A 24513-nucleotide genomic window follows, 5' to 3' on the forward strand; every position below is an offset into this window, starting at 1 on the left:
AGTTTTTCCTGTAAAAAACCTATTTACTCCATGTTTTTTAATATTATTAGTTTCCCTCCTTTATTCTTAATTTCTGATATTGACTCATATTTAAATCAGAATAGAACAGTCCCAGTTCTTTAAAAATTCTGACAACCTCTTCTGATGTCATTCCTAATGAGGAAAAAAAACGGAAAAGGATAACGATATTGAAATTAGTTAATCCGTTCTCATAACGGGATATTTGCTGCTGACTGATATTCAGCATTCCGGATAATTCCTGACCACTTATGCCCAGTTCTTTTCTTCTCAGACGTAACAAGGCTCCCAAATACTTATTGGCGTCATATTCGACAAAAAATCGCACAGTATCTAGTGATTGCATAAATATACCTTATGCTTTTACAGAATATAAATTTTATAAATACTAATTGTAGTAAATGCAGTGATGCTCTTAATTTATTTACTTGCGACTAATAATACTGAGATTCAAACACGTTAATCCAATCGTTATTTACGCCTTTAATGTTCATTAATGATAGGTTTTATCTATTGATTTGTATTAATCCAATTACTGATAATTATACAAAATCAATAAAAATAAAGTTATTATTTATATATCATATAGTTAAAAAAACAGGGTTGTCATTAAAATGAAACATTTGGTTACATGTGTTAATTTCGTAAAATTTATCTATGTCAGATTTTACATCTTAAAAACAGGCGATTAATAACGAATTACTTCAATTTCGTCCTCACATGATTGAAATTAGATAAATAAAACTACGTCTGAATGAATACTCAACACAAAATATTATTTACACTGGTTTATAAATTCCGTTTATTCATAATATGTGATTACACACTTAATTGTTGTTATTTTATTCAGACAGGTTTAAATATTGAGTAGACATATCTGTTTTCTGTAAATAAAAAAACCAGTTTAATTAAGAATAAGTTTCATTAAGAAATAATTTCTTCTGTTTTAATGTTCTTAATTGCGTTAAGTTAATTAAATAATACCTCTTATATTATTTCGATCCGCATAATAATTATGCTATATAAAAGATATCTGCCCACATATCCTTCATCACTTTCACTCCGGCAATACCGCAATTAATAAGCAAACCACCAAATAACCATAATATAGCAATGGTTAATTATCATGTATTGTATACCTTCCCAGCAGCTCTTCTGCCGGCGGGTAAATCGTGCGGTTTTCTCTGAAGTTGCATCTAAAATACTTTTTATATTTTGAAAAGTATTTTAATATTAAGTCTTAATCATGTGTTTAACTTCAGGAGAACACAGATGGAACGCATCATCATTCCGACTAACTACATTCATGTCCGGAGCACCCCGCTCTGGACCAAAGAAACCGCACCAAAATCTATCTGGCAAAGACATCTGGATAAAGGCACCCGTCAGGGCGTTTATCCTAAACTGTCTGTTATGCAGGGCACGATTGTCTACTATTCCTATGCGGATGAAACCAGCCCTGAACCAACAGACACCCTGGTGATCGAAGCCGGGCAGTTCGGTGTCTTTCCGCCGGAAACCTGGCACCGGATAGAAGCGGTTACTGACGATACTGTGTTTAATGTCGATTTTTATGTCGCCCCAGAGATCCTGACCGAGGAGTAGCACAATCATGAACGACGAAAACAAAGGCTTTTTATTAGAGCTGATAAATGAAAGTAACGGCCTGAAAGCGGAGAAACTCTTTCTGAATCCGAAAAAGTTATATATCCCTGAGATTGCAGCGGAGGAAATTGCGTTGCTGGTCAGTGAATTAGACGGCAAAGAAAAGATTAATGATGCGGCACTGGTGGTCACCATGACCAATAAAAATAATGGTGTGTCAGTGGATAAAGACGTGGATTCTGCTGCTGAATTAGCCGATGCTGAAAACGCGGCGCAAATCGTCAAGGATCTTATTAATATTATCCGCGGCTACGATATGGATGAAGAAACCAATATCTGCGGATGGTAACTGTTCTGTCTGTGCCGTGAGGGGAAAACCGGTTTCCCCTCCGGTATTGTGCATTATCCGGCGTGACGGATATCGTCATACTCACGGGTTTTATCAAATACGCTTTTGGCAAACGGACAGAGCGGAATAATTTTCCGCTGTTCACGGCGCATTTTCTCCACCACCGCCGCAACCAGTTTATTACCGACTTTCTGCCCGCGCAGGCTGTCATCCACCATAGTATGGTCAATAATCGCCAGATTATCCCCGGTATACACAAAGGTGATTTCCGCTATCCGGCTTTTGCCGTCCTCAGAAAGAATATAAAAACTGGTTTCATCTTCACGAATATCCATCACTTATCTCCTGCGGCTTAAAATAATACTATATGCAAAACCGTGCGGATGAGAATACCGATCAGTGCTGCCGGGATCACATAACGGAATAAGCGGACAAACCGCGAACTGATACCGAGAAAAATTCCAATCCCCGGTAAATCAAATGTCTGGATGAGTAAACCGGCAGACGCATTAATCTGATTGGCGGTTACCGCACCCTGCTGTACCAGGTCAGATATCACCCCGAAATAGGCGGTTCCCCCGGCTACACATTTCACCAGGGCGGGCAGTACAAAACTGTCCGGAATATGCATAAAATTCAGTACCGGCATCAGAATATGGTGCAGCCATTCAATCACCCCGGCGGCCTGCATTAATCCGACAATGGATAATGACAGGATAAGCATCGGGATAGCCCCGAGTGCCAGACGGATAGCATCCGCCCCCGCGCTGTTGATAACCGACAAAATTCCCTGATTATTCTGCTCCGCATCCGGCAGCGGCTCTGAGCTTGCGGTCTCTGTTGCGGATAACCGGCGGCCGGTGACATACCAGGTAAAGGCTGCGGCACACAATCCCCCTGCAACCGAGATAATAATGGAGGTTGTCCAGTGCAGCCCGAACGGCATCAGCGGATAAAACACATTCCCCTGCCCCATGGCAAAACACATCGCCAGGGTGGCGGCCATGTGGCGATCAGACACACCCCGCTTATCCATAATCGCGAGTGTTGCCAGCGGTGCTGCAAAACTGACAAAGTTTATCTGGATCAGCGCGAATGCACTCATCCCGGTTAAGCCGAACGGTTTGAGTAAAGGTGCCAGCCAGCGGACTATCACATCCAGCACGCCTCTGACAGAAAGGTATTTCATTATGATCAGCATCACGACCATAATCGGTAATAAGGTATAAAGCGCGACATCAACGGAGGATTTACCCGCTGAAATGATAATACTGATGACATCCATGGAATGAATACGGAAAGTAACTGAATCGGTTTTCCGGATTATAACCCTGTGATTTCAGAAGTAATTCAATTTTTTGAAGTGGTTTAAATAAAGCAGATAAAAACAGCCAATCCTGTATTTACGGATAATTCATTCAGCCGGATGCTATTTTGCGGGATCAATAACCAAAAAATAACCCCGCATGACAGACTGTCGCTATTTGCTATATCTATCCTGCTGATTTACATCATAATTCAGAAAGATGACCAGAGCAGCGACAGCGGCATCACCAGTACCAGTGCCGGAAGCAGGTTAATCACCGCAAACATTTTAATACCGCAGATCCGAAGTCCGGTCGCGATTAATAATACCCCGCCCGCCGCAGTAAAATCCGCCATCATGGCCTGTGTGGTAAACGGCATTAATAACGCACCGCTGCCCGCCAGTGCCAGCTGAATAATCAGCATCGGTGCGGCAATAACCGACACCGCAATACCCAGTGAGCAGGCAAATATCATCGCGGTGAAAAAATCCATAAAAGCCTTGGTCAGCAGAACGGTCGGATCACCGGTCATGCCTTCATGCATCGCCCCGAAAATTCCGGTACCGCTGACACAGAACAGGAATATCAGCACCACATAGTTTTCGATAAAACTTTCCTGAGCCCCGCCCCGTGCCGGAAGCCGGGTCTTTATTTTACCGGCCACCGCATTAATTTTATTTTCCAGGCAACACAGTTCACCGATAACCGCCCCCAGCAGTACCGACAATACCATCACCGGCATATTGGCACATTTTATAATCAGCAACACCCCGATGGCGAGCGAGGCCAGGCCGAATACAGAGGGCATGGATGTCCGGATACGTTCCGGCAGCCGGTGGCTCAGCCCTGCCCCGGCAATTCCGCCGATTAATACGGCGGCGGCATTAATAAAAGGTCCGGTAACCAAAGATCACTCCTGCTTTTTTTATTTGAATTTCATTATTATACGGAACCGCTGCAATACTGTACGTGCACCCGTCTGCAAAACAGACGCAATAAAATAAAAACCGGGTATTGACTCTTACGTTACGTAAGGCCGCAGTCTGAGCCGCATTACAAGAGGGAAATATGTTACTTCAGGTTGGTGAAATTGCTGAGAAGACCGGACTGACAGTATCGAACGCCTTACCCGGATTCAGATATTGCGGCAGATAGGCGTCAAACTAAAGGATATCGGTAAAATACTCGATGGTCACGGCGGGGATATGGCGAATCTGCTGAAAGAGAAGGTCAGTGTATTAACGGCGCAGATGCAGGAATAAGAACGTGTTTCACTGCGTACCGGTGAGCGATGCGACCTCAAATTTGCCTGTGAACAATTCCGTCTTTTTCTGTCCGGAAAAGCTCCGTGCAACGATTTTCAGGCCGCCATCATTTCGTTACCCTTTTTTAATTTCCATCCGCCATTGCGCATCACCGATTTGTTCAAAATCAGTAACTTCATGGCCGGCTTCTGCCGCCCAGCGCGGAATATTTTCCGTCGCCTGAGCGCAATCGTATTTGATGACCAGTAGATCACCGGTCGCTAATGTTTCAATGGCTTTTTTTGCTTCAATTAACGGAAAGGGGCACAGGTGCCCGCGGGTATCTAATTCCAGCGTATTCATAGTTTCACCTTATTACTTTATTTTCTGAGGACGTATGATCGTAAAATAACTGACAATCCAGCTGCCGGCGATAATGCAGGGAATAAATGCCCAGCCCTGCCAGGAGAACCAGGCCGTATTGACTAAGGTATTCCCCAGCATACAGCCGCCGGCCAGGCCGCTGCCGATACCCATGAGTAATCCGCCGGTCAGGCTTTTTATCATCACGGGAAAACCCGGGTTGCGGAAACGAAATTCCCGGCTGCCTTTTGCGGCGATAAACGCCCCTGCAAAAATCCCGATCAGCAGATAACCCGCCCAGTTAAAGAATTTCAGGTCGCCGGCCGTCACCAGTGAAAATAATTGTGCGCTCGGGCCGCTGATCCCTAACCCGCCGACACGTCCGTCCGCCAGGCTTGAAGGCCAGGCCAGCAGAGCGATGACACCAATAATCAGGGCAGAAACAAACGGATGCCAGCGGGCTTCGAACAGCAGGTGAGCGACCCCGGTTTTCCGGGCTTTCATTTTGGGAATGTGAACAGATTTGTATTTATTCAGGTGACGATTCACCAGAAAAACCGTCAGCAGCACCAAAACAATAATCGCGATATACGGCGGGATATTCAGTGATTGTGTGATAGTCGGGGAATCCAGCTTCGGTGTGGTAACCGGAGAAAAGACCTGTTTTACGGCAGACTGACGGATAAACCAGCTGGCAATAATAAAACCGCCGACGGCTGTAATGCTGCCTGCCAATCCTTCCGCAGCCCGGTAATAAGCACCGGTTGAGCAGGACCCGGCAAATGCCATCCCCATGCCAAAAAGTAATCCGCCGGCCAGAGTTGCCAGCCAGGGAAATGTGCCTCCGGGGATTTTTGCAATACCGAAATAAGAAAAAATGAAGAGTCCGATACTCTGGACAGAGATGACAATCAGAATAGCAATCAGCATTCTGCTGTCGCGGAAGAGATAGAGATCGCGCAAACCACCGGCTAAACAAAAGCGGCCGCGCTGCATAACAAAACCCAGTAATACCCCTAAGAATAAACCGGATAGATGAGATAAACTTATCATAGACATCGCTCCTTTAAGACCGTTATCTTAGCGAAATATCTTTTTGATTATTTGAGGAAAATCACAGAAAACGGAAATATTGTTTTTATGTGCGGAGGAGATAACCGGCAGGGGGACATTTTCCGGCTGACGATGACACCAGTAATCACAGGGGACTCATCTGCATCCGGCGGCTGCAGGCTTTTTGTGTTTCATTCAGCAATGATGTGGTATAAAAAACCACAGAGTGCTGTAAAACACCCTGTGGTCACATGATATTAATTGTATTCCGTTTATTGAATCTGGCTTTCTGCTGTTTCAACCAAACCGATTAACCGGTTCCGCATGACAGCATATTTTTCTTTGACGAGAGCTTCGGCCTCTTTCTGCTCATCAATTCTGATCACTCTCGCCGCACAGTATTTAGTTTCCGGTGTTTTGGATACCGGATCCAGATTATCCTGTGTCAGCTCATTACAGGCACCAATCCACCACTGATATGTCATATAAACCGCTGGTTTATTAATCGTTTCATTGATACTGCACCGGGACATCACTTTCCCTCTGCGTGACTCCACCCACACAATATCCTGGTCTTTAATTCCCAGCTTTCCAGCGGTTTCCGGATGCATCTGCACATATCCCGGTTCGTCAGCCAGAGATGCCAGCGCCTTACAGTTACCGGTCATAGAACGGCATGAATAATGCCCGACCTCACGGACAGTGGAAAGGATCAGCGGATATTCATCATCCGGCAGTTCCGCCGGCTTCCGCCACGGTGCGGCAAACAGCAGCCCTTTGCCTGACGGGGTATCAAAGGCATTATTCTGATACAGATAGGGGGTCCCCGGATGATCTTCTGACGGACACGGCCACTGAATATGAGCCAATCCTTCCAGTTTTTCATAGGTTACACCGTAAAACAGCGGACACAGCTCTCTGACTTCATCCCAAATCTCTTTGTTGTCAGTATAAGACATCGGGTATCCCATCTCTGTCGCCAGCAGACTGATAATTTCCCAGTCCCGTTTTACATTTCCATGTGGTTCAATGGCTTTCTCAAACCGCTGAAAGCCCCTGTCAGCGCAGGTAAAGATACCGCCGTGCTCACCCCAGCTGGTTGACGGCAGAATAACATCGGCCTGTTCCGCTGTTTTGGTCATAAAGATATCCTGCACCACCACAAATTCCAGGGCATCAAACCCGTTACGGACGAGTTGTAAATCCGCTTCTGTCTGCAGCGGATCCTCCCCCATGATGTAATAGGCTTTTACCTTTCCCTCAATGGCCAGATGCGGGACTTCCGTAATACGGTAGCCCGCCTCCGGGTCAAGGGATTCATACGGGATCCCCCATGCCTGCGCAAATTTACGTCTGACATTTTCATCTGTCACATTCTGATAGCCGGGGAACATATTAGGCAGTACCCCCATATCACAGGCACCCTGAACATTATTCTGCCCTCTGACCGGTGCAACCCCCACACCGGGTTTTCCCAGATTGCCGGTTAATAACGCCAGTCCGGAAAGGCCTTTGACAACATCCACCGCCTGCCCGAATTGTGTCACCCCCATCCCCCACATAATGGTTGCGGTTTTTGCACGCGCGTAGGTTCTCATCGCCTGACGGATTTGTGAGGCCGGAATGCCGGTAATATCCTGAACCACCTCAGGGCTGTAATCCTGAACGGCTTTTTTGTACTCCTCAAATCCCTCTGTAAACCGGCTGACATAATCTTTGTCATACAGATTTTCATCGATTAAGGTATAGGCGAACGCATTAACCAGCGCCATATTGGTACCGTTCCGCAGAGGAAGGTATTGTGTGGCAATTTTAGCTGTTTCTATTTTTCTCGGGTCGCAGACAATAATTTCCGCGCCGTTCTCTTTTGCTTTTATCACCCGGCGGGCGACAATAGGATGAGAATCCGCACAGTTATACCCGAATACCAGCAGGCAACCGGAGTGTTCAATATCCGCGATGGAATTGCTCATTGCCCCGTTACCCAATGTCACCTGTAATCCGGCCACTGACGGGCCGTGACACACCCGGGCACAGCAATCCACATTGTTGTTACCCAATACTGCACGGGCAAATTTCTGCATCACAAAGTTGGTTTCATTGCCGGTTCCGCGTGAGGAGCCCGTACACATAATGGATTTTGCACCGTACTTTTCTTTGATCTGTTTCAGCCGGTGAGCGGTATAATTAATCGCCTCCCGCCAGCTGACAACTTCAAACGGTGCACCTTTTTCTCTGCGGATCATCGGCTGATTTATTCTGGCTGTCAGTAACTTATTATCATTAAGAAAATCCCAGCCATATAACCCTTTCAGACACAGCTGCCCCTGGTTGGTAACACCATCAGCACCTTCTGCTTTGATTATTTTTCCGTTTTCAACACAAAGATTCAGTTTACAACCGGCACCACAATACGGGCATACAGATATGACTTTATTCATTTGACGTCCTTTCCCCTGACCAGGGAGTAAAAGAGTAAGAAAAGAAATGTCATCTATGCATATTACATGCCAGTAAAAAAGAGACTTATAATCAATGGAATATGGGATTTTTGATGTGTCAGACAGCAATAATCGACACTTTTGACGAAATCCGGCTGATTAACAGCATGACACTGAAGGATTGAGGGAGACAAATGCTCCCTCAGAGTACCTGAACTGCCGGGTTATCAGCCGGATATTTGTGAGTATGATTTACCAAATTCTTCAACTCTTTGTAAAAAAGAGGATTTTGGATCTTTTTTGCATGATTCAATAATTGCCGGAGTTGCGGTCATAATCCCCTGAACATCGATAGTGGAATCTTCAACCTTATTTTTACCTGTGATAATCCCGGCTATACCGACAGCTGTCGGATAGAAACTTTCATCAATAGAGAGAAAATCGTCACAGGTCCATTGTGATACCGGTTTTTGCGTAACATCGTGTTTCGGGCCGGTACTATCGGCAGCCATAGCGAAGGCACTGGTCATAGCAGCAACAATTGCACCAACAATGATTAGTTTTTTCATTATATCCTCACTTGTATAGCAGTAATAATACAATAACCAGATTAGCAGTTTGTTGGTCAATATCCACCATGGCACATTTTATCGCCGGATAATATATGCTGTTATTCTTGCTTTACCAAAAACAGATTATTGTTTCATGATGATATACTGAATTATGTTATAACTTATCGGAACCGGCTGCCGGAAACAGGTGCAGGCATACTGTTAAGGTATCCATCAGGTGTGTGATATAAATGTCCGTCAGTAACAGGATCAACTTTCTGAACCGGAATATACTGATGAAAATCACCCTCCCCAAAACTGCCGTCGCTTTTTTTCTGGCAATATGGATTATACTGCCCTGGATTGCCGGAATTATGGCCGGTCAATCCACATTCGGGAGCCTGATGGCTTTCGGCGCTTATTTACTGGTTGTTTCCTTTCCGGTTCTTCCTTTGCAATGCTCACTACTTTTCCTGCTGCGCGGGGCGGGTATTATTTCTCTTTTCGCTGTTTTGGGGTTCAGTGTCACATTCGGCAGTGTGTCATTTTTTATTTACGCGGTACTTTGTGCATTTCTTCAGGCTGTTGCGGAACTGCGTGGTTCATACCTGCGCCTGCCCGTTGCATTAGGTGTGCTGGCTTATTTTCTTTCCGTGGGACAAATCCCTGAACAGGGGATCACATTCTGCAGCGCTGCATTTACTGCCGGGACATTCTGGGGTGTTCTTCCGGCCGTTCTTCTATTACCACGCAATAATAAACCGCCGGTGGTACAGCCGGTTGATATACATCAGCCACCGGTAAAACGATTTACGGTCGTTATGATGCTGACAGCTCTGGTTGACAGCATACTGGCAACGCTGATGACAGCCAGCTCCCATCCGTGCTGGTTACCCGCCGCCGGTTTACGGGTGATGAAACCGGAACGTTCGGCTACTTTGTCCCGGTTACATGCCAGAAGTGCCGGAACTGTAACCGGTGCCGCTGCAGGCGGGATTTTACTGGGTTTTTATACGACTCCGCTGCTGCATGCTTCTCTCGTCGGAATGTTATTATTCGTGATGCTGATGGCCGGCGCAAAACGATATGGTTACTGGACATTTTGTCTGACAGCTATCGCACTGACATTTAATTTAACGCCCGGTGCAGGTTCTCTTTCTCTGGCGGCAGACCGGGTATTACTGACGGTTATTGCGCTTGCTATTGGTGTATTTATGCTCCGTTTATTACCTGAAAAAACGGATTAGCCTTTTCAGACAGGATTAACCTGTATGTCATTGCAGGAAAACCTGATTAAAGGCGGGCTATCCGGATATGCAGAAAAAGGGAAGCAATCACGTACCCGGCAGTAACCGGTATTGATGATGATATTCGTCTGAACAAAGCACGGCGGGTAATGGGTTTCTTGCGGATTCCGAATCAGCCTGAAGCCAAAATAAAATGGCATACCAACGAAACCATAAAAGAAAAACGCCATGCTGGTCAGCAGCATGGCGTTGAATGATGGCGGAGGAGGAGAGATTCGAACTCTCGGACGGTTTCCCGTCGGCGGTTTTCAAGACCGCTGCCTTAAGCCGCTCGGCCACCCCTCCGCAATGACGTGCACTATAGTCCCCTCCCCGTGCCTTGTAAAGTCCCGGATAGTTTAAATGCCGGAAATTTAGTCATTTCTCAATGTGTTAGCTGATTTTATCATCATAATCACCGCTTTCTTTCTTCTGATGCTTGGGGTAGCGGCAGATTTTTGCTACATTTTCATTCTCATTTTCAGCAGGTTCAGATTATGTTTGTGTTTGAAGGGCGTGAAATCGCCACTGACCCCCACGGCTATTTACTCAATGTGCAGGACTGGCAGGAAGCAATGGTGCCGCTGCTGGCTGAACAGGAAGAAATCACCCTGACAGAACAGCACTGGGAAGTTATCCGCTTTGTGCGGGATTTTTATCTGGAATTTAATACCTCACCGGCTATCCGCATGCTGGTGAAAGCCATCACACAGAAGTATGGCGAAGAGCGCGGGAACAGCCGTTATCTGTACCGCCTGTTTCCGAAAGGCCCTGCCAAACAGGCAACAAAACTGGCCGGTCTGCCGAAACCGGTGAAATGTATCTGACCGCCGTTTATTCGTGGCGGACACGGAATACCGCAACTTCCCTGTAATCACAGGGGGTTGCGATAATATCTGTCACTTTCGCCCCCGGCGGCCCGCCCGCCTCCAGCCATGCAGTCATCGCCTCCAGCACACTTTTATCGCCATACGCCTCAATTTCCACACTGCCATCCTGACGATTACGGACAAAACCGGTCACATTATGGCGTTTTGCCCAGTAAAACGTTTGATAGCGGAAACCAACGCCCTGAACGCGTCCGTATACGGCAAAATGTCGTCCGATCTTCATTATGTCGCTCCTTTTTCCGAAAATGTCACTATTTTAATCTGTATCGCTGTCCGCCGGTTGTAATTTTACCCACTCCCCGATAACCTGAAATTGTCAGCTGTTGCTGATTGCAGTGATAGGAAACAACAATCTGTTAAGGGATTGAATCTGTCATCAGTACCCCCCATATTAGTAACAGAGCAAAGTTTCTTCGGAGGTGATTATGATGATTTCAAGTAAATTCGGTATCGGACAACAAGTTCGCCATAAGCTGCTTGGCTACCTGGGCGTGATTGTCGACATTGATGCTGAATACTCACTGGATCAGCCGGAAGAGGACGACATCGCATCCAATATGAACCTGCGCTCTGCGCCCTGGTACCACGTCGTGATGGAAGACGATAACGGTGAGCCTATCCATAGCTATCTGGCAGAAGCCCAGATCACCTATGAGATGGATGAAGACCACCCCGATAACATCACTATGGATGAGCTGGCTGAGTCCATCCGCAACCAGTTACAGTCTCCCCGGTTGCGCAATTAACATACGAAGAGCCCCGCCACTCACATGCCGGGGCTTTATTTTTGCTTACTTTTCCAGCCCCAGACGCGGGATCTCAATTTTCGGGCAGCGATCCTCAACAAACAGCAACCCGGCGTTTTCCGCCAGCGCTTTCGCCTCACTGCTGGTAATCCCCTGCTGCAGCCACAGCACTTTCGCTTTTATGGCAATCGCTTCCTGCGCAATGCCCGGTGCGGCATCCGCGTTACGGAAAACATCCACCATATCCACCGGCTCCGGAATATCGGCAAGCGTGGCATACACCATCTGCCCGATCAGGGTTTTTCCTGCCAGTTTCGGATTCACCGGAATCACCCGGTATCCCTGTCCCAGCAGATACTCCATCACATGATAAACAGGACGGTCCGGTTTATCACTCGCCCCCGCCACGGCAATCGTTTTTACCTGCTGAAGAATACCGGTCAGAAATGTGTCATTCATAGAAGCCTCTTTTATCATCCTGCGCAACAATCTGAGTTATAGCATACTGAATTGAAAATCACCTGTTGGCGGAACCCTTTTTTTCGCTTATGTTATTGAATAACATTTTATTCGCCGGAAAAGAGAGCGTTATGGAATCGACCACCCGAGTACTGACCAAGCATAAAAAAATTGCCCTTGTGGCTCATGATCACTATAAAACCAAATTACTGGACTGGGTTAAACGCAATCTGGCTAAATTAGAAAGCCATGAACTGTTCGCCACCGGCACCACCGGCAAACTGATCAGCCGTGAAACCGGGCTTGAAATCACCGGCATGCTGAGCGGGCCGATGGGCGGGGATCAGCAGATAGGCTCGATGATTGCGGAAGGGAAAATTGATGTGCTGATTTTTTTCTGGGATCCGCTCAATGCCGTGCCTCATGACCCTGATGTGAAAGCGCTGCTGCGCCTGGCGACCGTCTGGAATATCCCGGTGGCGACTAATATGTCCACCGCCGACTTTATTATTCACTCGCCGGATTTCGATAACGATGTGGATATTGTTATTCCGGATTACAACCGCTATTTAAATGAGCGGACTCAGTAACGGCTTTCTGCGGCGGTAATGCTTTACCGCCGCTTCTTTCATATTTCAGGGCTTTTTCACCCGGCTGACACCCATATCCGCCAATTCTTCCGCAAAGCAGGACGGCGAGTCTTTGTCATACAGCAGCCAGACCTGTTTTTTCGCCCGGGTGAGCGCCACATACATCAGGCGGCGCTCCTCGGCATGTATAAATTCCTCTTCCCGCGGCAGTAATCCCTGCTCAATCACCGATTCCCGTGCCGCAGCCGGGAAACCGTCCCGTTCATCCGTCAGTCCGGTGATAATGACGTAATCCGCCTGCTGACCTTTCGAGGCATGCATGGTCATAAAACGGATATTGAGATGCGGCCAGCGGGTTGCCGCCACCGACAGAATCTCCGGTTTAAGGTGGTGATAGCGCGCCAGGATCAGAACCGTTTCTTCTCCGGTCACATAACCGCTCATTTTATTCAGCAATGCTTCCAGCTGTCTATCTGGCAGTAACAGCACCGCTTTTTTATCCCCTTTTGTCAGGCTGTTCAGGGGTTTGGTTAACTGCTGCGGGTTACGCTGAATAAATTCGTTAGCGATCTCCCCGATACGGCTGTTAAAACGGTATGTGGTGTCCAGTGCACACTGACCGCCCTCGCCGAAGACCGCGCTGAAATCCGTGGTCAGTGTCAGTTCCGCACCGCTGAAACGGTAAATCGCCTGCCAGTCATCACCGACAGCAAACAGTGTGGTCTGCGGGTTCTGGGCCCGCAGGGCGTGGATAAGTTTTGCCCGCAGCGGTGAGATATCCTGGAACTCATCCACCAGCACCGCTTTCCACGGCGAGATAAAGCGACCTTTTTCAATCAGATTCACCGCCTGATGGATAAGCCCGGAGAAGTCTGTCGCTCCCTCTTCTTTCAGGGCACTTTTCCAGGCTTTTAAAAACGGCGCCATCAGTTTGATTTGTTTTGTGAATTCCGGTGCGATATCCGGCGGTGCGGACTCAATCATCACTTTCTGACTGCCGCCGTTCATGCGCATCAGGCTCAGCCAGCGGTCAATTCTCGGCACCATGCGGCGGCACAGGGTTTCATCTTCCCAGTATTCCCCCTCATCCACCAGCCAGTTCATACTGCCGCTGATAAGTTCGCGCCAGCCTTTTGCCTGTGCTTTTTTCTCACGGCACTGAGTCTGCCAGACGGATTTAATCAGTTCATGACGGGCGGCTGTGTCACTTTCCAGCGCACTGATAACCGGCGATTTATTGGATGCTTCGCGGATAATATGCAGTGCAAGGGCGTGAAAGGTTTTACTGCGGATATCTTCTGTGTGCAGACAGGTGCGGATCCGTTCATTCATCTCATCCGCCGCCTGCCGCCCGAAGGCGAGCATCAGGATCTGCTCCGGCAGCGCCTGCTGACGGCGCAGCAGCCAGCCTGCCCGTGCCACCAGCACCGATGTTTTACCGCTTCCGGCTCCCGCCAGTACCAGCACGGAAGGCTCACCATTAACCACCGCCTCACTCTGCGAGGTATTCAGCGGGGAGGATTCCACACCGGCAAAGAAATCCGCATACGTTTCAAGGCATTGTTGTGTCCATTCGCGGTTACGCTGACGGCGTTTTTCATCGGTGTGGCTGAGCCAGTCCAGACAAAACTGATAAGACTGTGCACAGTTGTCAAAACCGGCCAGACGCGCACGGGGCAGCGGCAGTGCCGCAAAGGCGTGCAGAATGTTGTCACGGAGTTTCTGACTATCCGGTTGTGTCAGCCAGTGGTCGGCCTGAATCACCGACTTAATTTCACTGACCTGTTTATCCAGCACACCCGCGCTGACCACGCTCATTTCTTCACTCCAGCGTGACCAGATATCGGTAAGATACTGATAGAATTCCTGAGTTTCCTGCCACTGGGTACCGTGCAGACGCACAACCTGCTCATCCGGCAGTTCAAATTCCAGCTCACCCCAGACGATACCGCGTTTACATTGAATATTGATTAACTCATTGAAAGGAATAACATACCGGTGTTTTGCCCCGCTGACTTCGATACCTGCGTTAAGTAACCGCACGCGGTTGTAAGGATGCCGGGCCAGTGTCTGCCCCATTTGTGTTGATTTTAATTCCATGTGTTCCGCACCGTTACAAGATTGAAATCAATATGTGATAAAACCAGATGTGGTAAAACGTATGCCAGCGCCATACCATTGCCATATTACAGGAAAGACACAATTAGTTTACTGCCAAATTCCCGTTAAGGGTATTTCTGACTCATTGAGGTTATTGTGCTTGCAGCGTTTCTCGGCTTCAGCCGGTATATTTATAACAGCCATTTTCTTTATTATTTCCGCATCCTGATTGCGCTGACAGGTACCACACTGGTGCCGTGGCTGCTGCACATGCCGCCGAAAGTCACCATTGCCCTGACACTCGGGATGGTAGCCGCCGCACTGACAGACCTGGATGACCGGCTCGCCGGGCGTCTGCGTAATCTGTTTATCACGCTGATATCTTTCTTTGTCGCATCTGCGGCCATTGAACTGCTGTATGACCACCACCTCCTGTTTATGGCAGGTCTTGCGGTATCAACCAGCGGGTTTATCCTTCTGGGTGCCCTCGGGCAGCGTTATGCCACCATTGCTTTCGGGGCACTGCTGATCGCGATTTACACCATGCTGGGAAAAAACCTGTTTGATGACTGGTATCAGCAACCACTGTTACTGCTGACCGGCGCAGTCTGGTATAACCTGCTGACCCTGACCGGGCACCTGTTTTTCCCTGTCCGTCCGCTGCAGGATAATCTGGCCCGCTATTATATGCAGCTCTCCAATTACCTGGAGGCAAAAGCAAATCTGTTTGACCCGGATATCGAAGAAGATTATCAGCAATCCGTCTTTGAACTGGCGATGGCGAACAGCGCACTGACGGAAGCTATGCATCAGGCAAAAATGACACTGTTTTCCCGCCTGAAAGGTGATCGCGGCCAGCGCAGTACCCGCCATGCCCTTCATTATTACTTTGTCGCCCAGGATATTCACGAGCGGGCGAGTTCGTCTCATATCCAGTATCAAAATTTAAGCAATGAACTGCGTTACAGCGATATTATGTTCCGCTTTCAGCGGCTGATGACCATGCAGGGACACGCCTGCGCCGCTGTTGCGCAGGCCATTTTGCAGCGCCGCAAATATCACCATAACCCGCGTTTTGAGCGGACATTTTCTTATCTGGAAAACTCCCTCAACCTGCTGGAGCAGCAAAAGCCCGGCAACAGCAGTGTGATGGCTCTGCGCCATCTGCTGACCAACCTGCGCGGTGTCGATTCCCAGCTTAAAGGACTGACCGCAGAGCAGACTCAGCTTCCGGCGGAAAAGATGCAGGAAGATGCGCGGCTGTCCAACGAAAACCTGCAGGGATTGCGTGATATCTGGGCGCGTGTCCGGCAGAACCTGACACCGCGCTCTGCCCTGTTCCGCCATGCTATCCGGATGTCACTGCTGCTGTGTGCCGGCTATGCCATTATCCTGACCTTCGATCTGACCCGCGGTTACTGGATTATGCTGACCAGCCTGTTTGTCTGCCAGCCGAACTACAGTGCCACACGGCGCCGCCTGATGCTGCGTATAGTGGGGACACTCGCCGGGATCCTTATCGGCCTGCCGATCATGTATTTTGTGCCGTCTTATGAGGGACAGCTTATTCTGATGGTGCTGTCCGGGCTGATGTTCTTTGTGTTCCGCACCAGTCAGTACGCCCAGGCCACCATTTTTATCACCCTGCTGGTGCTGTTCAGTTTTAACCTGCTGGGTGAAGGATTTGATATCGCCATTCACCGTATTATTGATACCCTGATCGGTTGCGGACTCGCCTGGTTTGCTGTCAGTTATATCTGGCCGGACTGGAAATACCGTCAGCTGCCGCTGGTGATTGACCGCACCATGCAGGCAAACGGCCGTTATCTGGAGCAAATCCTGCAGCAGTATTACAACGGTAAAACTGACAGCCTGGAGTACCGGGTTGCCCGCCGTGATGCGCATATCAGCGACGGGGAGTTTGCCTCTGTGGTAGCGAACATATCCTCAGAGCCGAGCAGTTACCGCACATCGCAGGATGAGGCGTTCCGCCTGCTCTGTCTCAACCACACGCTGCTCAGTTATATTTCCGCGCTCGGGGCCCACCGCACCAAACTCACGGATGACACTATTCTGCGTCTGCTGAATGATGCCATCCGCTATATCGAGACCGCACTGCAAAAAGGGCACCGGGAAGATTTGCAGATTCAGGCTATTTCAGATGCGCTCGCACAGCGCCTGGATAAATGTACCTGTGACAATAACAGCACCGAGCAGCTGGTGCTGGAGCAGATCCGCCTGTTACTCAGCCTGACACCGGACATTACCGGGCTTATCCGGCAGATCAATGATAAAGAGCATAATCTGCAGCCTTCCGCCGGGCGGTTCCGCCGCAAAAAACAGACTGCGGCGGAAGAAACACCGGACAGCTGATGTCTTCACGGGGAAAAAACTTCCCCGGGATACCTGCGCCGTTTAGTTCAGCCGTCCGTGCCAGTGGATAAGATCCTCCCGCAGTGCTTTCGGTAATACCGCACTGTGGCACCCCTCAATGGCTCCCGCGATGGCAAACAGCAATTTCAGCTCATTCTGCGGCCGGGCTTTGACCTTCAGAAAGCTCGCTTTGGCACCCAGCAAATAGAGGTCATCCACGCGGCGGATCCCCGCCTGCCATAAGCGGCGTTCCAGAGCTCTGTCCACATTCGGCAGATCTTTAATCCGCGACGGCAGTTGCTGCTGTGACTGTGCATGTTCCCGTGCATGCAGGTAGGTCTGGTAAAAAAGGAACTCACACTGCTGAGGGCACTGCCATACCGCATCCGGAACACGGTAATAATTAATCCGCATCGGCAGGATCCGTTTGGGATAAGTAAACCGGTCACTCAGTTCCAGACGACAGAACAGCTCGCGGGTGGCCTCTGTGCTTTTCAGCCAGAGCTGACTGTTGGCTATCAGTGCGAAAGTGACCCGGTCAATGGATAATCCCATACACCCGAACTGTGACTTCAGGCGGATCCGGCCGAACGGCTGTGTGCTGTGTTGAAGACGATCAAACTGAACATCTGACAATTTCAAATAATCCTTCATATTATCAGTCCTTTGAAAGCAGGTTAAACGTATCGTTGTGTCATTCCCTGACTGAGCTCAGCTGTCGCCACAAAATAAGGAATGTTTCCCCGATTGCCAACGATAAATTCGTATTTGCATCCGGCAAACCTGAATTTTGCGAGTTGTATGGAAAAAATTTACTTGATCTGAGCGGAATTGGATTATACTGTACACATATACAGTATCACTATGTGAGGTTAACTATGCGCCAGCAGGCAACCCGGGAATACGTCCCTGTTACACCGGCATCTGTGTCACCCGCCCTTGCGGAGGAACGCCGTCTGAACGGAATGGTCAGCGAACTGGTTTATCGCAATAATGATATCGTCCTGACCCACATTCTGCTTCCTTTATTACGTCAGCTTGCCGGGGAGTCCCGCTGGCTGTTATGGCTCTCACCGGGTGCAAAACTTAACCGCACCTGGTTATCGCAGAATCAGCTGCCGGGTGATAAAATCATGCAGTTGTCCCGTATCCCGGCAATCAACAGTGTTGCCGCTATGGAGAAAGCACTCGCCAGCGGTAACTACAGTGTGGTTCTGGGCTGGTTGCCGGTACTGACTGAGCAGGAAAATGCCCGGTTACAGCGCGCTGCGGAACAGGGCGGCTGCCTCGGTTTTATTATGCGTCCGCAGGAGTGGCATCATGACAATGCACCTGTTGCACGACAACTGAATACATTACAAATTCACTCTTTCCCTTATCATTAAGGAAAATTAAGAATATTCTCAGAGTTTTTTACATGCCCGTATCATTTGCTCTGCTTGGTTAATAAAATTACACTATTTCAACGCGTTAAGTCAAATACCCAAAAAAATTGACTATTTTGTATGTTTATGAATCAGTACAGTTTTTTACATTTTTTTAGTCGAATTCCGCAGGACAGGCTTGTAACTTTTATAGTTCGCTGTAGACTTTACACCGTTAAGGTAGTGCTTAAAATTCCCTGTTGGGAGCTATTTACTAAATAGCGCACATAATCCCTGACTATTTTTAAAAACCAAAGGCGATAATAAGGCTATTAAGCCAGAGCCAATTTGGATGATAACGAGGCGTAAAATGAAAAAGACAGCTATCGCAGTAGCAGTGGCAGTGGCAGCTTTCGCAAGCGTTGCGCAGGCAGCTCCAAAAGACAATACCTGGTATGCCGGTGGTAAATTAGGTTGGTCTCAGTATCAGAACACCGGTACTGGTGATGTTTTCCCTAATGGTGAAAACTTAGGTAACACTGGTCCGGTTCACAAAGATCAGCTCGGTGCTGGTATCTATGCTGGTTATCAGCACAACCAGTACATGGGCTTTGAATTAGGTTATGACTGGTTAGGTCGTATGCCTTACAAAGGCGACGGTAACAACGGCGCATTCAAAGCACAGGGCGTTCAGCTGACTACCAAACTGAGCTATCCGGTAATGGATGACTTAGATATCTATACCCGTCTGGGTGCTATGGTATGGCGTGCAGACGCTACCGCATCTCATAACGGTCAGCGTTACAAAGACAACGATACTGGTGTTTCCCCGCTGTTCGCACTGGGTACTGAGTATGCAATCACCCGTGATATCGCAGCTCGCGTAGAATATCAGTGGATCAACAACATCGGTGATGTTGAATCAACTATGGCACGTCCTGATAACGGCATGCTGAGTGTTGGTGTTGCTTACCGTTTCGGCCAGGATGAAGTTGCTGCACCAGTTGCAGAACCAGCTCCGGTTGTTGCACCAGTTGTTGAGAACAAACGTTTCACCCTGCGTTCAGACGTTCTGTTCAACTTCAACAAATCTACTCTGAAAGCTGAAGGTCAGGAAGCTCTGAACCAGCTGTTCAACGAACTGGCGTCAATCGACCCGACTCAGGGCAACGTCCTGGTTATCGGTTACACTGACCGCATCGGTTCCCAGAACTACAACCTGCCACTGTCTCAGAAACGTGCACAGAGCGTTGTAGATTACCTGGTCGCTAAAGGCATCCCGGCCGGCAGCATCCGTGCAGAAGGCCGCGGTAAAGAAGATCCTGTTACTGGCAACAAATGTGACAATATCAAACAGCGCGCTGCTCTGATCGAATGTCTGGCACCAGACCGTCGTGTTGAAATCGAAATCCAGGGTGTAACTGAACAAGTCTCTCAGCAGGCTGCTCAGTAAGTTCTGAATTCGGTTGCATGATGCGATTCGATTGCACAATGCAATGAATTGTATAAACCCCATCTCCTGATGGGGTTTATTTTTTGTCTGTTCCCAGCAGGCTTTGCAGATCTTCCTTCAGCGATGTCATCTTCGTAGCATACTTTTCTTTGCGCTCAGCATCTTCCAGCAACTGCACAATCGTGTCCGATAAGGTACTGCCGCGCCGCTGTGATAACGCCGACAGCCGCTGCCAGACCAGAAACTCCAGATCAACCGATTTTTTGCGGGTATGCTGCTGCTCAGCATTAAAATGCCGCTTGCGCCGTGCGCGGATAGTCTGACTCATCCGGTTCGCCAGTCCCGGTGCCATATGTTTTTGTATCCACGCCGTCACTTTCACCGGATGTGACTCCAGTTTCAGTAACTGCGCCACCGCTTCCTCAGCCCGGCTTTTTTCCGTATAACGGGTAATTTCCTCACCTTCGCGGTGTTTTTTGACCAGATATGCCCACTTCCAGCCACATTCAAGATTCTCTAGTTGCTGATATTTCATGATTTTTCTCAGTGACAGGGTAACACTGACATAAGCATAGCAATATTCCCCGTAAAAAACTGCTCCTCTGCACAATTCTTTCCGCTCAGGACGGGTAAAAATAAACGCCGCGAGGATAGCTATCCGGCCTGCTTACGCGCTACAATGTCCCGCTATTTTCGTTACTATTCAAAGGCGGTGCTGATAACCGCACACTGCGGAGAGCACCAGATCCTGCCGCAACGATTAAATCCGACATTATCAAAAGCAGACAATACCGAGTGAATATTAAACAGCTGACCTGGCAGGCATTACTGCCTGATGAAAACAGTTACCACACCATCCTGCAAACCGCTTCTGAACTGCCTGCTCAGCAGGCTGATGTCGTGCAGCCGCGCTTACAGGAAAGCCTGTCACTTTTCAGCCATCCGGCGGCAAAGCGCCGTTTTATGCTGGTCAAAAGTGACGAAAGCGAGTGTTACCTGAATACCATAGCGCAATTACTGCCGCCGGAAGTCAGAACCCGGCAAAAGCGCACTATGGGCGGTGAATACCATTTCGATAATCACAGGTTTGTCTTTACACCATCGGATAACGGCCATTTCAGTGCGGTGCAGCCGTTTGCTGTCTGTGACTGGACAGAGCCGGAGCAGCTGTTCGGCCAGGTCTATACCCATCATCAGCATGTGCAGTTGCAGCCCGGTATTATTCATCAGGTTAATGGCGGCTTTCTGATCATGTCACTGCGCAGCCTGCTCGCACAGCCGCTGATGTGGCTGCGTTTAAAGCAGATGGTCTGCGCACAACGCTTTGACTGGCTGGCACACACCGAACAGCATCCGCTGCCGTTCCCGGTTGACAGCATGCCGCTCGACCTGCGGGTTATCGTGGTGGGCGATCGTCTGAGTCTGGATGAGTTTATGCTCTCCGAGCCGGAACTGAGCGAAGAAGCGCTGTACGGCGAATATGAATTTGATTGTCAGCTGGAAGAAACAGAACAGCTGACCGTCTGGTGTCAGTTTGTCAACGGGCTGCTGAAGCAAAATCAGCTGCAGCCGCTCAGTGCTGACGGCTGGTATGAGCTGCTCCGTCAGGGGATGCGTTTTCAGGAAGATAAAAGGACCCTGCCGCTCGACCTGACATGGCTGACCACTCTGCTGCGCGATGCCGCCACCCTGCTGCCTGCGGACACCATCACCGCAGAAGCGCTGCGCAAAATCAAAGACAACCGCAGCTGGCGCCACGGCTATCTGGCCGATCGCGGGCTGGATGAGATTCTTCAGGGTCAGGTGTATATCCAGACTCAGGGCAGTGCTGTCGGCCAGATCAACGGACTGTCCGTTCTGCAGTATCCGGGACACCCGGAAGCGACCGGAGAGCCCTCCCGTATCACCTGTGTGGCACATATCGGTGATGGTGAATTTGTTGATGTGGAGCGCAAATCAGAGCTTGGCGGTAATATTCACGCCAAGGGTATGATGATTATGCAGGCTTACCTGATTGCGGAGCTTAAACTGGAGCAGCCGTTCCCGTTCTCCACCTCCGTGGTCTTTGAACAGTCCTACGGCGAAGTGGATGGTGACAGCGCCTCTCTGGCTGAGCTGTGCGCACTTATCAGTGCCCTCTCCTGGCAGCCGGTTGACCAGCAGATTGCCGTGACCGGTTCTGTTGACCAGTTCGGGTTTGTGCAGGCCATCGGCGGCGTAAATGAAAAAATCGAAGGTTTCTTCCGGCTGTGTCAGGCCAGAGGGCTGACCGGCAAACAAGGTGTGATTATCCCGGCCTCCAACGAGCGTCACCTGGTCCTGTCAGATGATGTGGTTGAAGCGGTACGTCAGGGTGAATTCCACATATGGACAGCAAGCCACGTCTCTCAGGCGGCCTCACACCTGATGAATATGCCGTACTATGAAGAGGACGGTAATCCGTCCGGAGAACACCTGTTAGCTATAATTCAGGATCGGATTTTCCTGGCGAACAATCAGGATAAACCAAGAAATTCGTGGTTTTCCCGCTGGTGGAAATAGCACAATTTTTATCTGATCGGACTTGTTCAGCGTACAAGTGTAAGCTATTGTGTAGCCTATCTGATAAACAAGGCAAAGATTGAGTTATGGTCGCAAAACAAGAATCCTACACAAAGCAAGAACTTGAAGCCTCAGGACGGGGCGAACTCTTTGGTGAAGACGGACCGCCGCTGCCATCCGGCAACATGCTGATGATGGATCGCGTCATTAAAATGAGCGAAACCGGCGGGCATTTTGATAAAGGCTATATCGAAGCTGAGCTGGATATCAAACCTGAGCTGTGGTTTTTCGGTTGCCATTTCGTCAATGATCCGGTCATGCCGGGCTGTCTGGGCCTGGATGCCATGTGGCAGTTAGTCGGTTTTTATCTCGGCTGGCTGGGCGGCGAAGGGAAAGGCCGTGCACTGGGTGTGGGTGAAGTGAAATTTACCGGCCAGGTACTGCCGACCTCGAAAAAGGTCACCTACCGCATCCACCTCAAGCGTGTGATCAACCGCAAGCTGATCATGGGTATCGGTGACGGCGAAGTCTTTGTTGATGATAAGCTGATTTACACCGCAACAGATCTGAAAGTGGGTCTTTTCAAAGACACCAGCGCGTTTTAATCTTTCCTGCCGTGGTGTTATCCGTAAAAAACCTCCGCATGCGGAGGTTTTTTATCCTTCAAACCGGGTTACGCAATGACCGCCCTTTTATCGATGGCCTCGCGCCAGCCTCCCAACCAATGAGAACGTTCGTCAATTTTAAGATACGGGCAACTCTCTTTAGAACGTCCTAAAATACCCGCCTGATAACCTTTGGTTAATGCTCTGGCTAAACGATCACGCTTTTGTCTTTTCATGCCGTTACTTCCCTCATGTTATTCAGTGCTGAAAACAGGTTGATTTTTATTCAACCCATAATAGAAATACGCTTTCGGGCCGGAGTTTGCAAGTAAAGAAGGTTCAGGGTGTGTCAGTCCCGCTTTTCATAAAAATACACAATAAAAACAGGGCTGTTATTTTACCAGCGTAATCAGATTATTAGTTTTCAGGGGACCGTAAGGGCATTCAGAAGGATATATCAGGCGGAATAAGAATCGTTTTAGCGATCAGAGGATTAAGCGGATTAATGTGGCGTGTTTCACAAATTTGTCATTTTAATGACAATTTACTCTCTGCACATCCGGTGCAGAGAGTAAACCAGCAATTACTTACGCAGCTCGTCAGCCACCGATTTTGATACCTGCGCCCAGCCTTCACCCAGCGTGCGTACCAGCGCCGGATAGCCGTTTTCTGCCTGTTCCAGTACCAGATTAAACGGGTGGCGGATAACCGCGTCACCGTGGGTGTAAATCCAGCTGCCCGCCACAATCACTTTGCCATCATAACGGCCGTGAAAACCGGTGACCGTGACAGTCAGAGTATCCGGTTTGGTTTCCAGCGGCTGCACCGAAACCAGTCTGTCCGGCAGTGCCTGACTGAGTTCCGCCGTCATCACCGTCAGCAGTTGCTGCTCCAGCGGACCGGCCCATAAATTGGTGCTGCCGATGTTGTATTCCACATCACTGGTCTGATAGACAATCCCGGCATTCCCCAGCACGTCCCCGAGCGTGATACGCTGGATCCATAACTGCGGATGGCGGTTGTCACTGCCGGTACTGCGGAAGCTTGTCTGTTCACTGCTGCTGTCCGCAGCCGCCACCACAGGTAACTGATAATACTGTTTGACCGGGGTGCTGCTGCACCCCGCCAGTACAAAAACGCCCAGGAATGCCAGTGCTTTTGTCAGTTTTTTCATC

General features: G+C 49.0%; 26 protein-coding genes, 1 tRNA gene and 1 pseudogene. 12 read left to right on the forward strand and 16 right to left on the reverse strand.

Features of this window, described 5'->3' with window-relative positions; translation table 11 throughout:
- Window positions 1-46: 46 nt before the first annotated feature.
- Window positions 47-364 (reverse strand): helix-turn-helix domain-containing protein, encoded by a 318-nt coding sequence (locus ACSBQN_RS10090; protein WP_024474016.1) that lies wholly within the window; start codon window positions 362-364, stop codon window positions 47-49.
- Between the two features lie 926 nt (window positions 365-1290).
- On the opposite strand from ACSBQN_RS10090, the gene ACSBQN_RS10095 reads away from it, so the two are divergent.
- Both ACSBQN_RS10095 and ACSBQN_RS10100 read left to right on the forward strand, forming a co-directional pair.
- Window positions 1291-1623, forward strand: a complete 333-nt coding sequence (locus ACSBQN_RS10095; RefSeq protein ID WP_024474017.1) for a DUF1971 domain-containing protein — start codon at window positions 1291-1293, stop codon at window positions 1621-1623.
- A gap of 7 nt (window positions 1624-1630) precedes the next feature.
- Entirely contained in the window at window positions 1631-1972 is a 342-nt protein-coding gene (locus tag ACSBQN_RS10100; RefSeq protein WP_024474018.1) for a DUF1869 domain-containing protein, read from the forward strand.
- 53 nt (window positions 1973-2025) lie between these two features.
- Here ACSBQN_RS10100 and ACSBQN_RS10105 read toward each other — a convergent pair whose 3' ends face one another.
- The 7 genes from ACSBQN_RS10105 to hdeA all read right to left on the reverse strand — a co-directional run bounded on the left by ACSBQN_RS10105 (window position 2026) and on the right by hdeA (window position 8949).
- Window positions 2026-2307, reverse strand: a complete 282-nt coding sequence (locus ACSBQN_RS10105; protein ID WP_004241818.1) for a GNAT family N-acetyltransferase — start codon at window positions 2305-2307, stop codon at window positions 2026-2028.
- 17 nt (window positions 2308-2324) lie between these two features.
- On the reverse strand, window positions 2325-3257 hold the full coding sequence (locus ACSBQN_RS10110; protein ID WP_004235888.1) for a nucleoside recognition domain-containing protein: 933 nt from the start codon (window positions 3255-3257) through the stop codon (window positions 2325-2327).
- A 233-nt stretch (window positions 3258-3490) separates the two neighbouring features.
- On the reverse strand, window positions 3491-4186 hold the full coding sequence (locus ACSBQN_RS10115; RefSeq protein ID WP_024474019.1) for a DUF554 domain-containing protein: 696 nt from the start codon (window positions 4184-4186) through the stop codon (window positions 3491-3493).
- Window positions 4187-4658: 472 nt separating this feature from the next.
- Window positions 4659-4886, reverse strand: a complete 228-nt coding sequence (locus tag ACSBQN_RS10120) for a sulfurtransferase TusA family protein (protein ID WP_214167710.1) — start codon at window positions 4884-4886, stop codon at window positions 4659-4661.
- 12 nt (window positions 4887-4898) lie between these two features.
- Complete coding sequence (locus ACSBQN_RS10125) at window positions 4899-5939, reverse strand: YeeE/YedE family protein (RefSeq protein WP_004235883.1); 1041 nt, start codon at window positions 5937-5939, stop codon at window positions 4899-4901.
- A gap of 272 nt (window positions 5940-6211) precedes the next feature.
- Window positions 6212-8380, reverse strand: coding sequence for a formate dehydrogenase subunit alpha (fdhF, locus tag ACSBQN_RS10130; RefSeq protein ID WP_024474020.1), 2169 nt, complete (start codon window positions 8378-8380; stop codon window positions 6212-6214).
- 227 nt (window positions 8381-8607) lie between these two features.
- Complete coding sequence (gene hdeA, locus ACSBQN_RS10135) at window positions 8608-8949, reverse strand: acid-activated periplasmic chaperone HdeA (protein ID WP_004241809.1); 342 nt, start codon at window positions 8947-8949, stop codon at window positions 8608-8610.
- Between the two features lie 278 nt (window positions 8950-9227).
- Here hdeA and ACSBQN_RS10140 point away from each other — a divergent pair, with 278 nt between their 5' ends.
- Window positions 9228-10178: an FUSC family protein gene (locus ACSBQN_RS10140; protein WP_214177297.1), complete on the forward strand. Its 951-nt coding sequence runs from the start codon at window positions 9228-9230 to the stop codon at window positions 10176-10178.
- A 30-nt stretch (window positions 10179-10208) separates the two neighbouring features.
- A pseudogene (locus tag ACSBQN_RS10145) lies at window positions 10209-10435 on the forward strand (hypothetical protein); the annotation flags it as partial.
- Here ACSBQN_RS10145 and ACSBQN_RS10150 read toward each other — a convergent pair.
- A tRNA-Ser gene (locus ACSBQN_RS10150) sits at window positions 10436-10523 on the reverse strand.
- A gap of 191 nt (window positions 10524-10714) precedes the next feature.
- On the opposite strand from ACSBQN_RS10150, the gene tusE reads away from it, so the two are divergent.
- Window positions 10715-11044, forward strand: coding sequence for a sulfurtransferase TusE (tusE, locus tag ACSBQN_RS10155; protein ID WP_004241806.1), 330 nt, complete (start codon window positions 10715-10717; stop codon window positions 11042-11044).
- 7 nt (window positions 11045-11051) lie between these two features.
- On the opposite strand, the gene ACSBQN_RS10160 is transcribed toward tusE, so the two are convergent.
- A complete protein-coding gene (locus tag ACSBQN_RS10160; protein ID WP_214177296.1) occupies window positions 11052-11330 on the reverse strand; it encodes an acylphosphatase in 279 nt (92 codons plus the stop codon).
- 202 nt (window positions 11331-11532) lie between these two features.
- Between ACSBQN_RS10160 and hspQ the strand changes: the two genes are divergently transcribed.
- On the forward strand, window positions 11533-11853 hold the full coding sequence (gene hspQ / locus ACSBQN_RS10165; RefSeq protein WP_004235876.1) for a heat shock protein HspQ: 321 nt from the start codon (window positions 11533-11535) through the stop codon (window positions 11851-11853).
- Between the two features lie 45 nt (window positions 11854-11898).
- Here hspQ and ACSBQN_RS10170 read toward each other — a convergent pair whose 3' ends face one another.
- Window positions 11899-12312, reverse strand: a complete 414-nt coding sequence (locus tag ACSBQN_RS10170) for a CoA-binding protein (protein WP_024474022.1) — start codon at window positions 12310-12312, stop codon at window positions 11899-11901.
- Between the two features lie 131 nt (window positions 12313-12443).
- On the opposite strand from ACSBQN_RS10170, the gene ACSBQN_RS10175 reads away from it, so the two are divergent.
- Window positions 12444-12902, forward strand: coding sequence for a methylglyoxal synthase (locus ACSBQN_RS10175; RefSeq protein WP_024474023.1), 459 nt, complete (start codon window positions 12444-12446; stop codon window positions 12900-12902).
- A gap of 45 nt (window positions 12903-12947) precedes the next feature.
- Here the strand turns inward: ACSBQN_RS10175 and helD are convergent, their stop codons facing one another.
- Window positions 12948-15002, reverse strand: a complete 2055-nt coding sequence (helD, locus tag ACSBQN_RS10180; protein WP_024474024.1) for a DNA helicase IV — start codon at window positions 15000-15002, stop codon at window positions 12948-12950.
- Between the two features lie 156 nt (window positions 15003-15158).
- On the opposite strand from helD, the gene yccS reads away from it, so the two are divergent.
- Complete coding sequence (gene yccS / locus ACSBQN_RS10185) at window positions 15159-17375, forward strand: YccS family putative transporter (protein WP_004241802.1); 2217 nt, start codon at window positions 15159-15161, stop codon at window positions 17373-17375.
- A gap of 42 nt (window positions 17376-17417) precedes the next feature.
- Here yccS and ACSBQN_RS10190 read toward each other — a convergent pair whose 3' ends face one another.
- Window positions 17418-18029, reverse strand: a complete 612-nt coding sequence (locus ACSBQN_RS10190; protein WP_052049106.1) for a TfoX/Sxy family DNA transformation protein — start codon at window positions 18027-18029, stop codon at window positions 17418-17420.
- A gap of 224 nt (window positions 18030-18253) precedes the next feature.
- On the opposite strand from ACSBQN_RS10190, the gene sulA reads away from it, so the two are divergent.
- Together sulA and ompA are read left to right on the forward strand one after the other, a co-directional pair.
- Window positions 18254-18760: an SOS-induced cell division inhibitor SulA gene (gene sulA, locus ACSBQN_RS10195; protein WP_036407258.1), complete on the forward strand. Its 507-nt coding sequence runs from the start codon at window positions 18254-18256 to the stop codon at window positions 18758-18760.
- A 349-nt stretch (window positions 18761-19109) separates the two neighbouring features.
- On the forward strand, window positions 19110-20192 hold the full coding sequence (gene ompA / locus ACSBQN_RS10200; protein ID WP_214177295.1) for a porin OmpA: 1083 nt from the start codon (window positions 19110-19112) through the stop codon (window positions 20190-20192).
- Window positions 20193-20268: 76 nt separating this feature from the next.
- Here ompA and matP read toward each other — a convergent pair whose 3' ends face one another.
- The gene (matP, locus tag ACSBQN_RS10205) at window positions 20269-20727 is read right to left on the reverse strand and encodes a macrodomain Ter protein MatP (protein WP_015422583.1); all 459 of its coding nucleotides are present in this window, start codon (window positions 20725-20727) and stop codon (window positions 20269-20271) included.
- 260 nt (window positions 20728-20987) lie between these two features.
- On the opposite strand from matP, the gene ACSBQN_RS10210 reads away from it, so the two are divergent.
- On the forward strand, window positions 20988-22733 hold the full coding sequence (locus ACSBQN_RS10210) for a Lon protease family protein (RefSeq protein ID WP_354632856.1): 1746 nt from the start codon (window positions 20988-20990) through the stop codon (window positions 22731-22733).
- An 86-nt stretch (window positions 22734-22819) separates the two neighbouring features.
- The gene (gene fabA / locus ACSBQN_RS10215; RefSeq protein ID WP_004241796.1) at window positions 22820-23338 is read left to right on the forward strand and encodes a bifunctional 3-hydroxydecanoyl-ACP dehydratase/trans-2-decenoyl-ACP isomerase; all 519 of its coding nucleotides are present in this window, start codon (window positions 22820-22822) and stop codon (window positions 23336-23338) included.
- Window positions 23339-23406: 68 nt separating this feature from the next.
- Here the strand turns inward: fabA and rmf are convergent, their stop codons facing one another.
- Together rmf and pqiC are read right to left on the reverse strand one after the other, a co-directional pair.
- Window positions 23407-23574: a ribosome modulation factor gene (gene rmf / locus ACSBQN_RS10220; RefSeq protein ID WP_015422581.1), complete on the reverse strand. Its 168-nt coding sequence runs from the start codon at window positions 23572-23574 to the stop codon at window positions 23407-23409.
- A 347-nt stretch (window positions 23575-23921) separates the two neighbouring features.
- Complete coding sequence (gene pqiC, locus ACSBQN_RS10225; RefSeq protein ID WP_036407263.1) at window positions 23922-24512, reverse strand: membrane integrity-associated transporter subunit PqiC; 591 nt, start codon at window positions 24510-24512, stop codon at window positions 23922-23924.
- Window position 24513 lies beyond the last annotated feature (1 nt).

Source organism: Morganella sp. B601 (assembly GCF_051172335.1).
GTDB classification, from domain to species: Bacteria; Pseudomonadota; Gammaproteobacteria; order Enterobacterales; family Enterobacteriaceae; genus Morganella; species Morganella morganii.

Excerpts from the sequence above, each read along its gene's own strand:
- ACSBQN_RS10105 (WP_004241818.1), bottom strand. The coding sequence starts at position 2,307 with ATGGATATTCGTGAAGATGAAACCAGTTTTTATATTCTTTCTGAGGAC.
- fdhF (WP_024474020.1), bottom strand. The coding sequence starts at position 8,380 with ATGAATAAAGTCATATCTGTATGCCCGTATTGTGGTGCCGGTTGTAAA.
- ACSBQN_RS10190 (WP_052049106.1), bottom strand. The coding sequence starts at position 18,029 with ATGAAGGATTATTTGAAATTGTCAGATGTTCAGTTTGATCGTCTTCAA.
- hspQ (WP_004235876.1), top strand. The coding sequence starts at position 11,533 with ATGATGATTTCAAGTAAATTCGGTATCGGACAACAAGTTCGCCATAAG.
- ACSBQN_RS10090 (WP_024474016.1), bottom strand. The coding sequence starts at position 364 with ATGCAATCACTAGATACTGTGCGATTTTTTGTCGAATATGACGCCAAT.
- hdeA (WP_004241809.1), bottom strand. The coding sequence starts at position 8,949 with ATGAAAAAACTAATCATTGTTGGTGCAATTGTTGCTGCTATGACCAGT.
- ACSBQN_RS10140 (WP_214177297.1), top strand. The coding sequence starts at position 9,228 with ATGAAAATCACCCTCCCCAAAACTGCCGTCGCTTTTTTTCTGGCAATA.
- ompA (WP_214177295.1), top strand. The coding sequence starts at position 19,110 with ATGAAAAAGACAGCTATCGCAGTAGCAGTGGCAGTGGCAGCTTTCGCA.
- rmf (WP_015422581.1), bottom strand. The coding sequence starts at position 23,574 with ATGAAAAGACAAAAGCGTGATCGTTTAGCCAGAGCATTAACCAAAGGT.
- ACSBQN_RS10120 (WP_214167710.1), bottom strand. The coding sequence starts at position 4,886 with ATGAATACGCTGGAATTAGATACCCGCGGGCACCTGTGCCCCTTTCCG.
- ACSBQN_RS10095 (WP_024474017.1), top strand. The coding sequence starts at position 1,291 with ATGGAACGCATCATCATTCCGACTAACTACATTCATGTCCGGAGCACC.
- pqiC (WP_036407263.1), bottom strand. The coding sequence starts at position 24,512 with ATGAAAAAACTGACAAAAGCACTGGCATTCCTGGGCGTTTTTGTACTG.
- ACSBQN_RS10160 (WP_214177296.1), bottom strand. The coding sequence starts at position 11,330 with ATGAAGATCGGACGACATTTTGCCGTATACGGACGCGTTCAGGGCGTT.
- fabA (WP_004241796.1), top strand. The coding sequence starts at position 22,820 with ATGGTCGCAAAACAAGAATCCTACACAAAGCAAGAACTTGAAGCCTCA.
- ACSBQN_RS10100 (WP_024474018.1), top strand. The coding sequence starts at position 1,631 with ATGAACGACGAAAACAAAGGCTTTTTATTAGAGCTGATAAATGAAAGT.
- sulA (WP_036407258.1), top strand. The coding sequence starts at position 18,254 with ATGCGCCAGCAGGCAACCCGGGAATACGTCCCTGTTACACCGGCATCT.
- ACSBQN_RS10125 (WP_004235883.1), bottom strand. The coding sequence starts at position 5,939 with ATGATAAGTTTATCTCATCTATCCGGTTTATTCTTAGGGGTATTACTG.
- tusE (WP_004241806.1), top strand. The coding sequence starts at position 10,715 with ATGTTTGTGTTTGAAGGGCGTGAAATCGCCACTGACCCCCACGGCTAT.
- ACSBQN_RS10110 (WP_004235888.1), bottom strand. The coding sequence starts at position 3,257 with ATGGATGTCATCAGTATTATCATTTCAGCGGGTAAATCCTCCGTTGAT.
- ACSBQN_RS10175 (WP_024474023.1), top strand. The coding sequence starts at position 12,444 with ATGGAATCGACCACCCGAGTACTGACCAAGCATAAAAAAATTGCCCTT.
- ACSBQN_RS10170 (WP_024474022.1), bottom strand. The coding sequence starts at position 12,312 with ATGAATGACACATTTCTGACCGGTATTCTTCAGCAGGTAAAAACGATT.
- matP (WP_015422583.1), bottom strand. The coding sequence starts at position 20,727 with ATGAAATATCAGCAACTAGAGAATCTTGAATGTGGCTGGAAGTGGGCA.
- helD (WP_024474024.1), bottom strand. The coding sequence starts at position 15,002 with ATGGAATTAAAATCAACACAAATGGGGCAGACACTGGCCCGGCATCCT.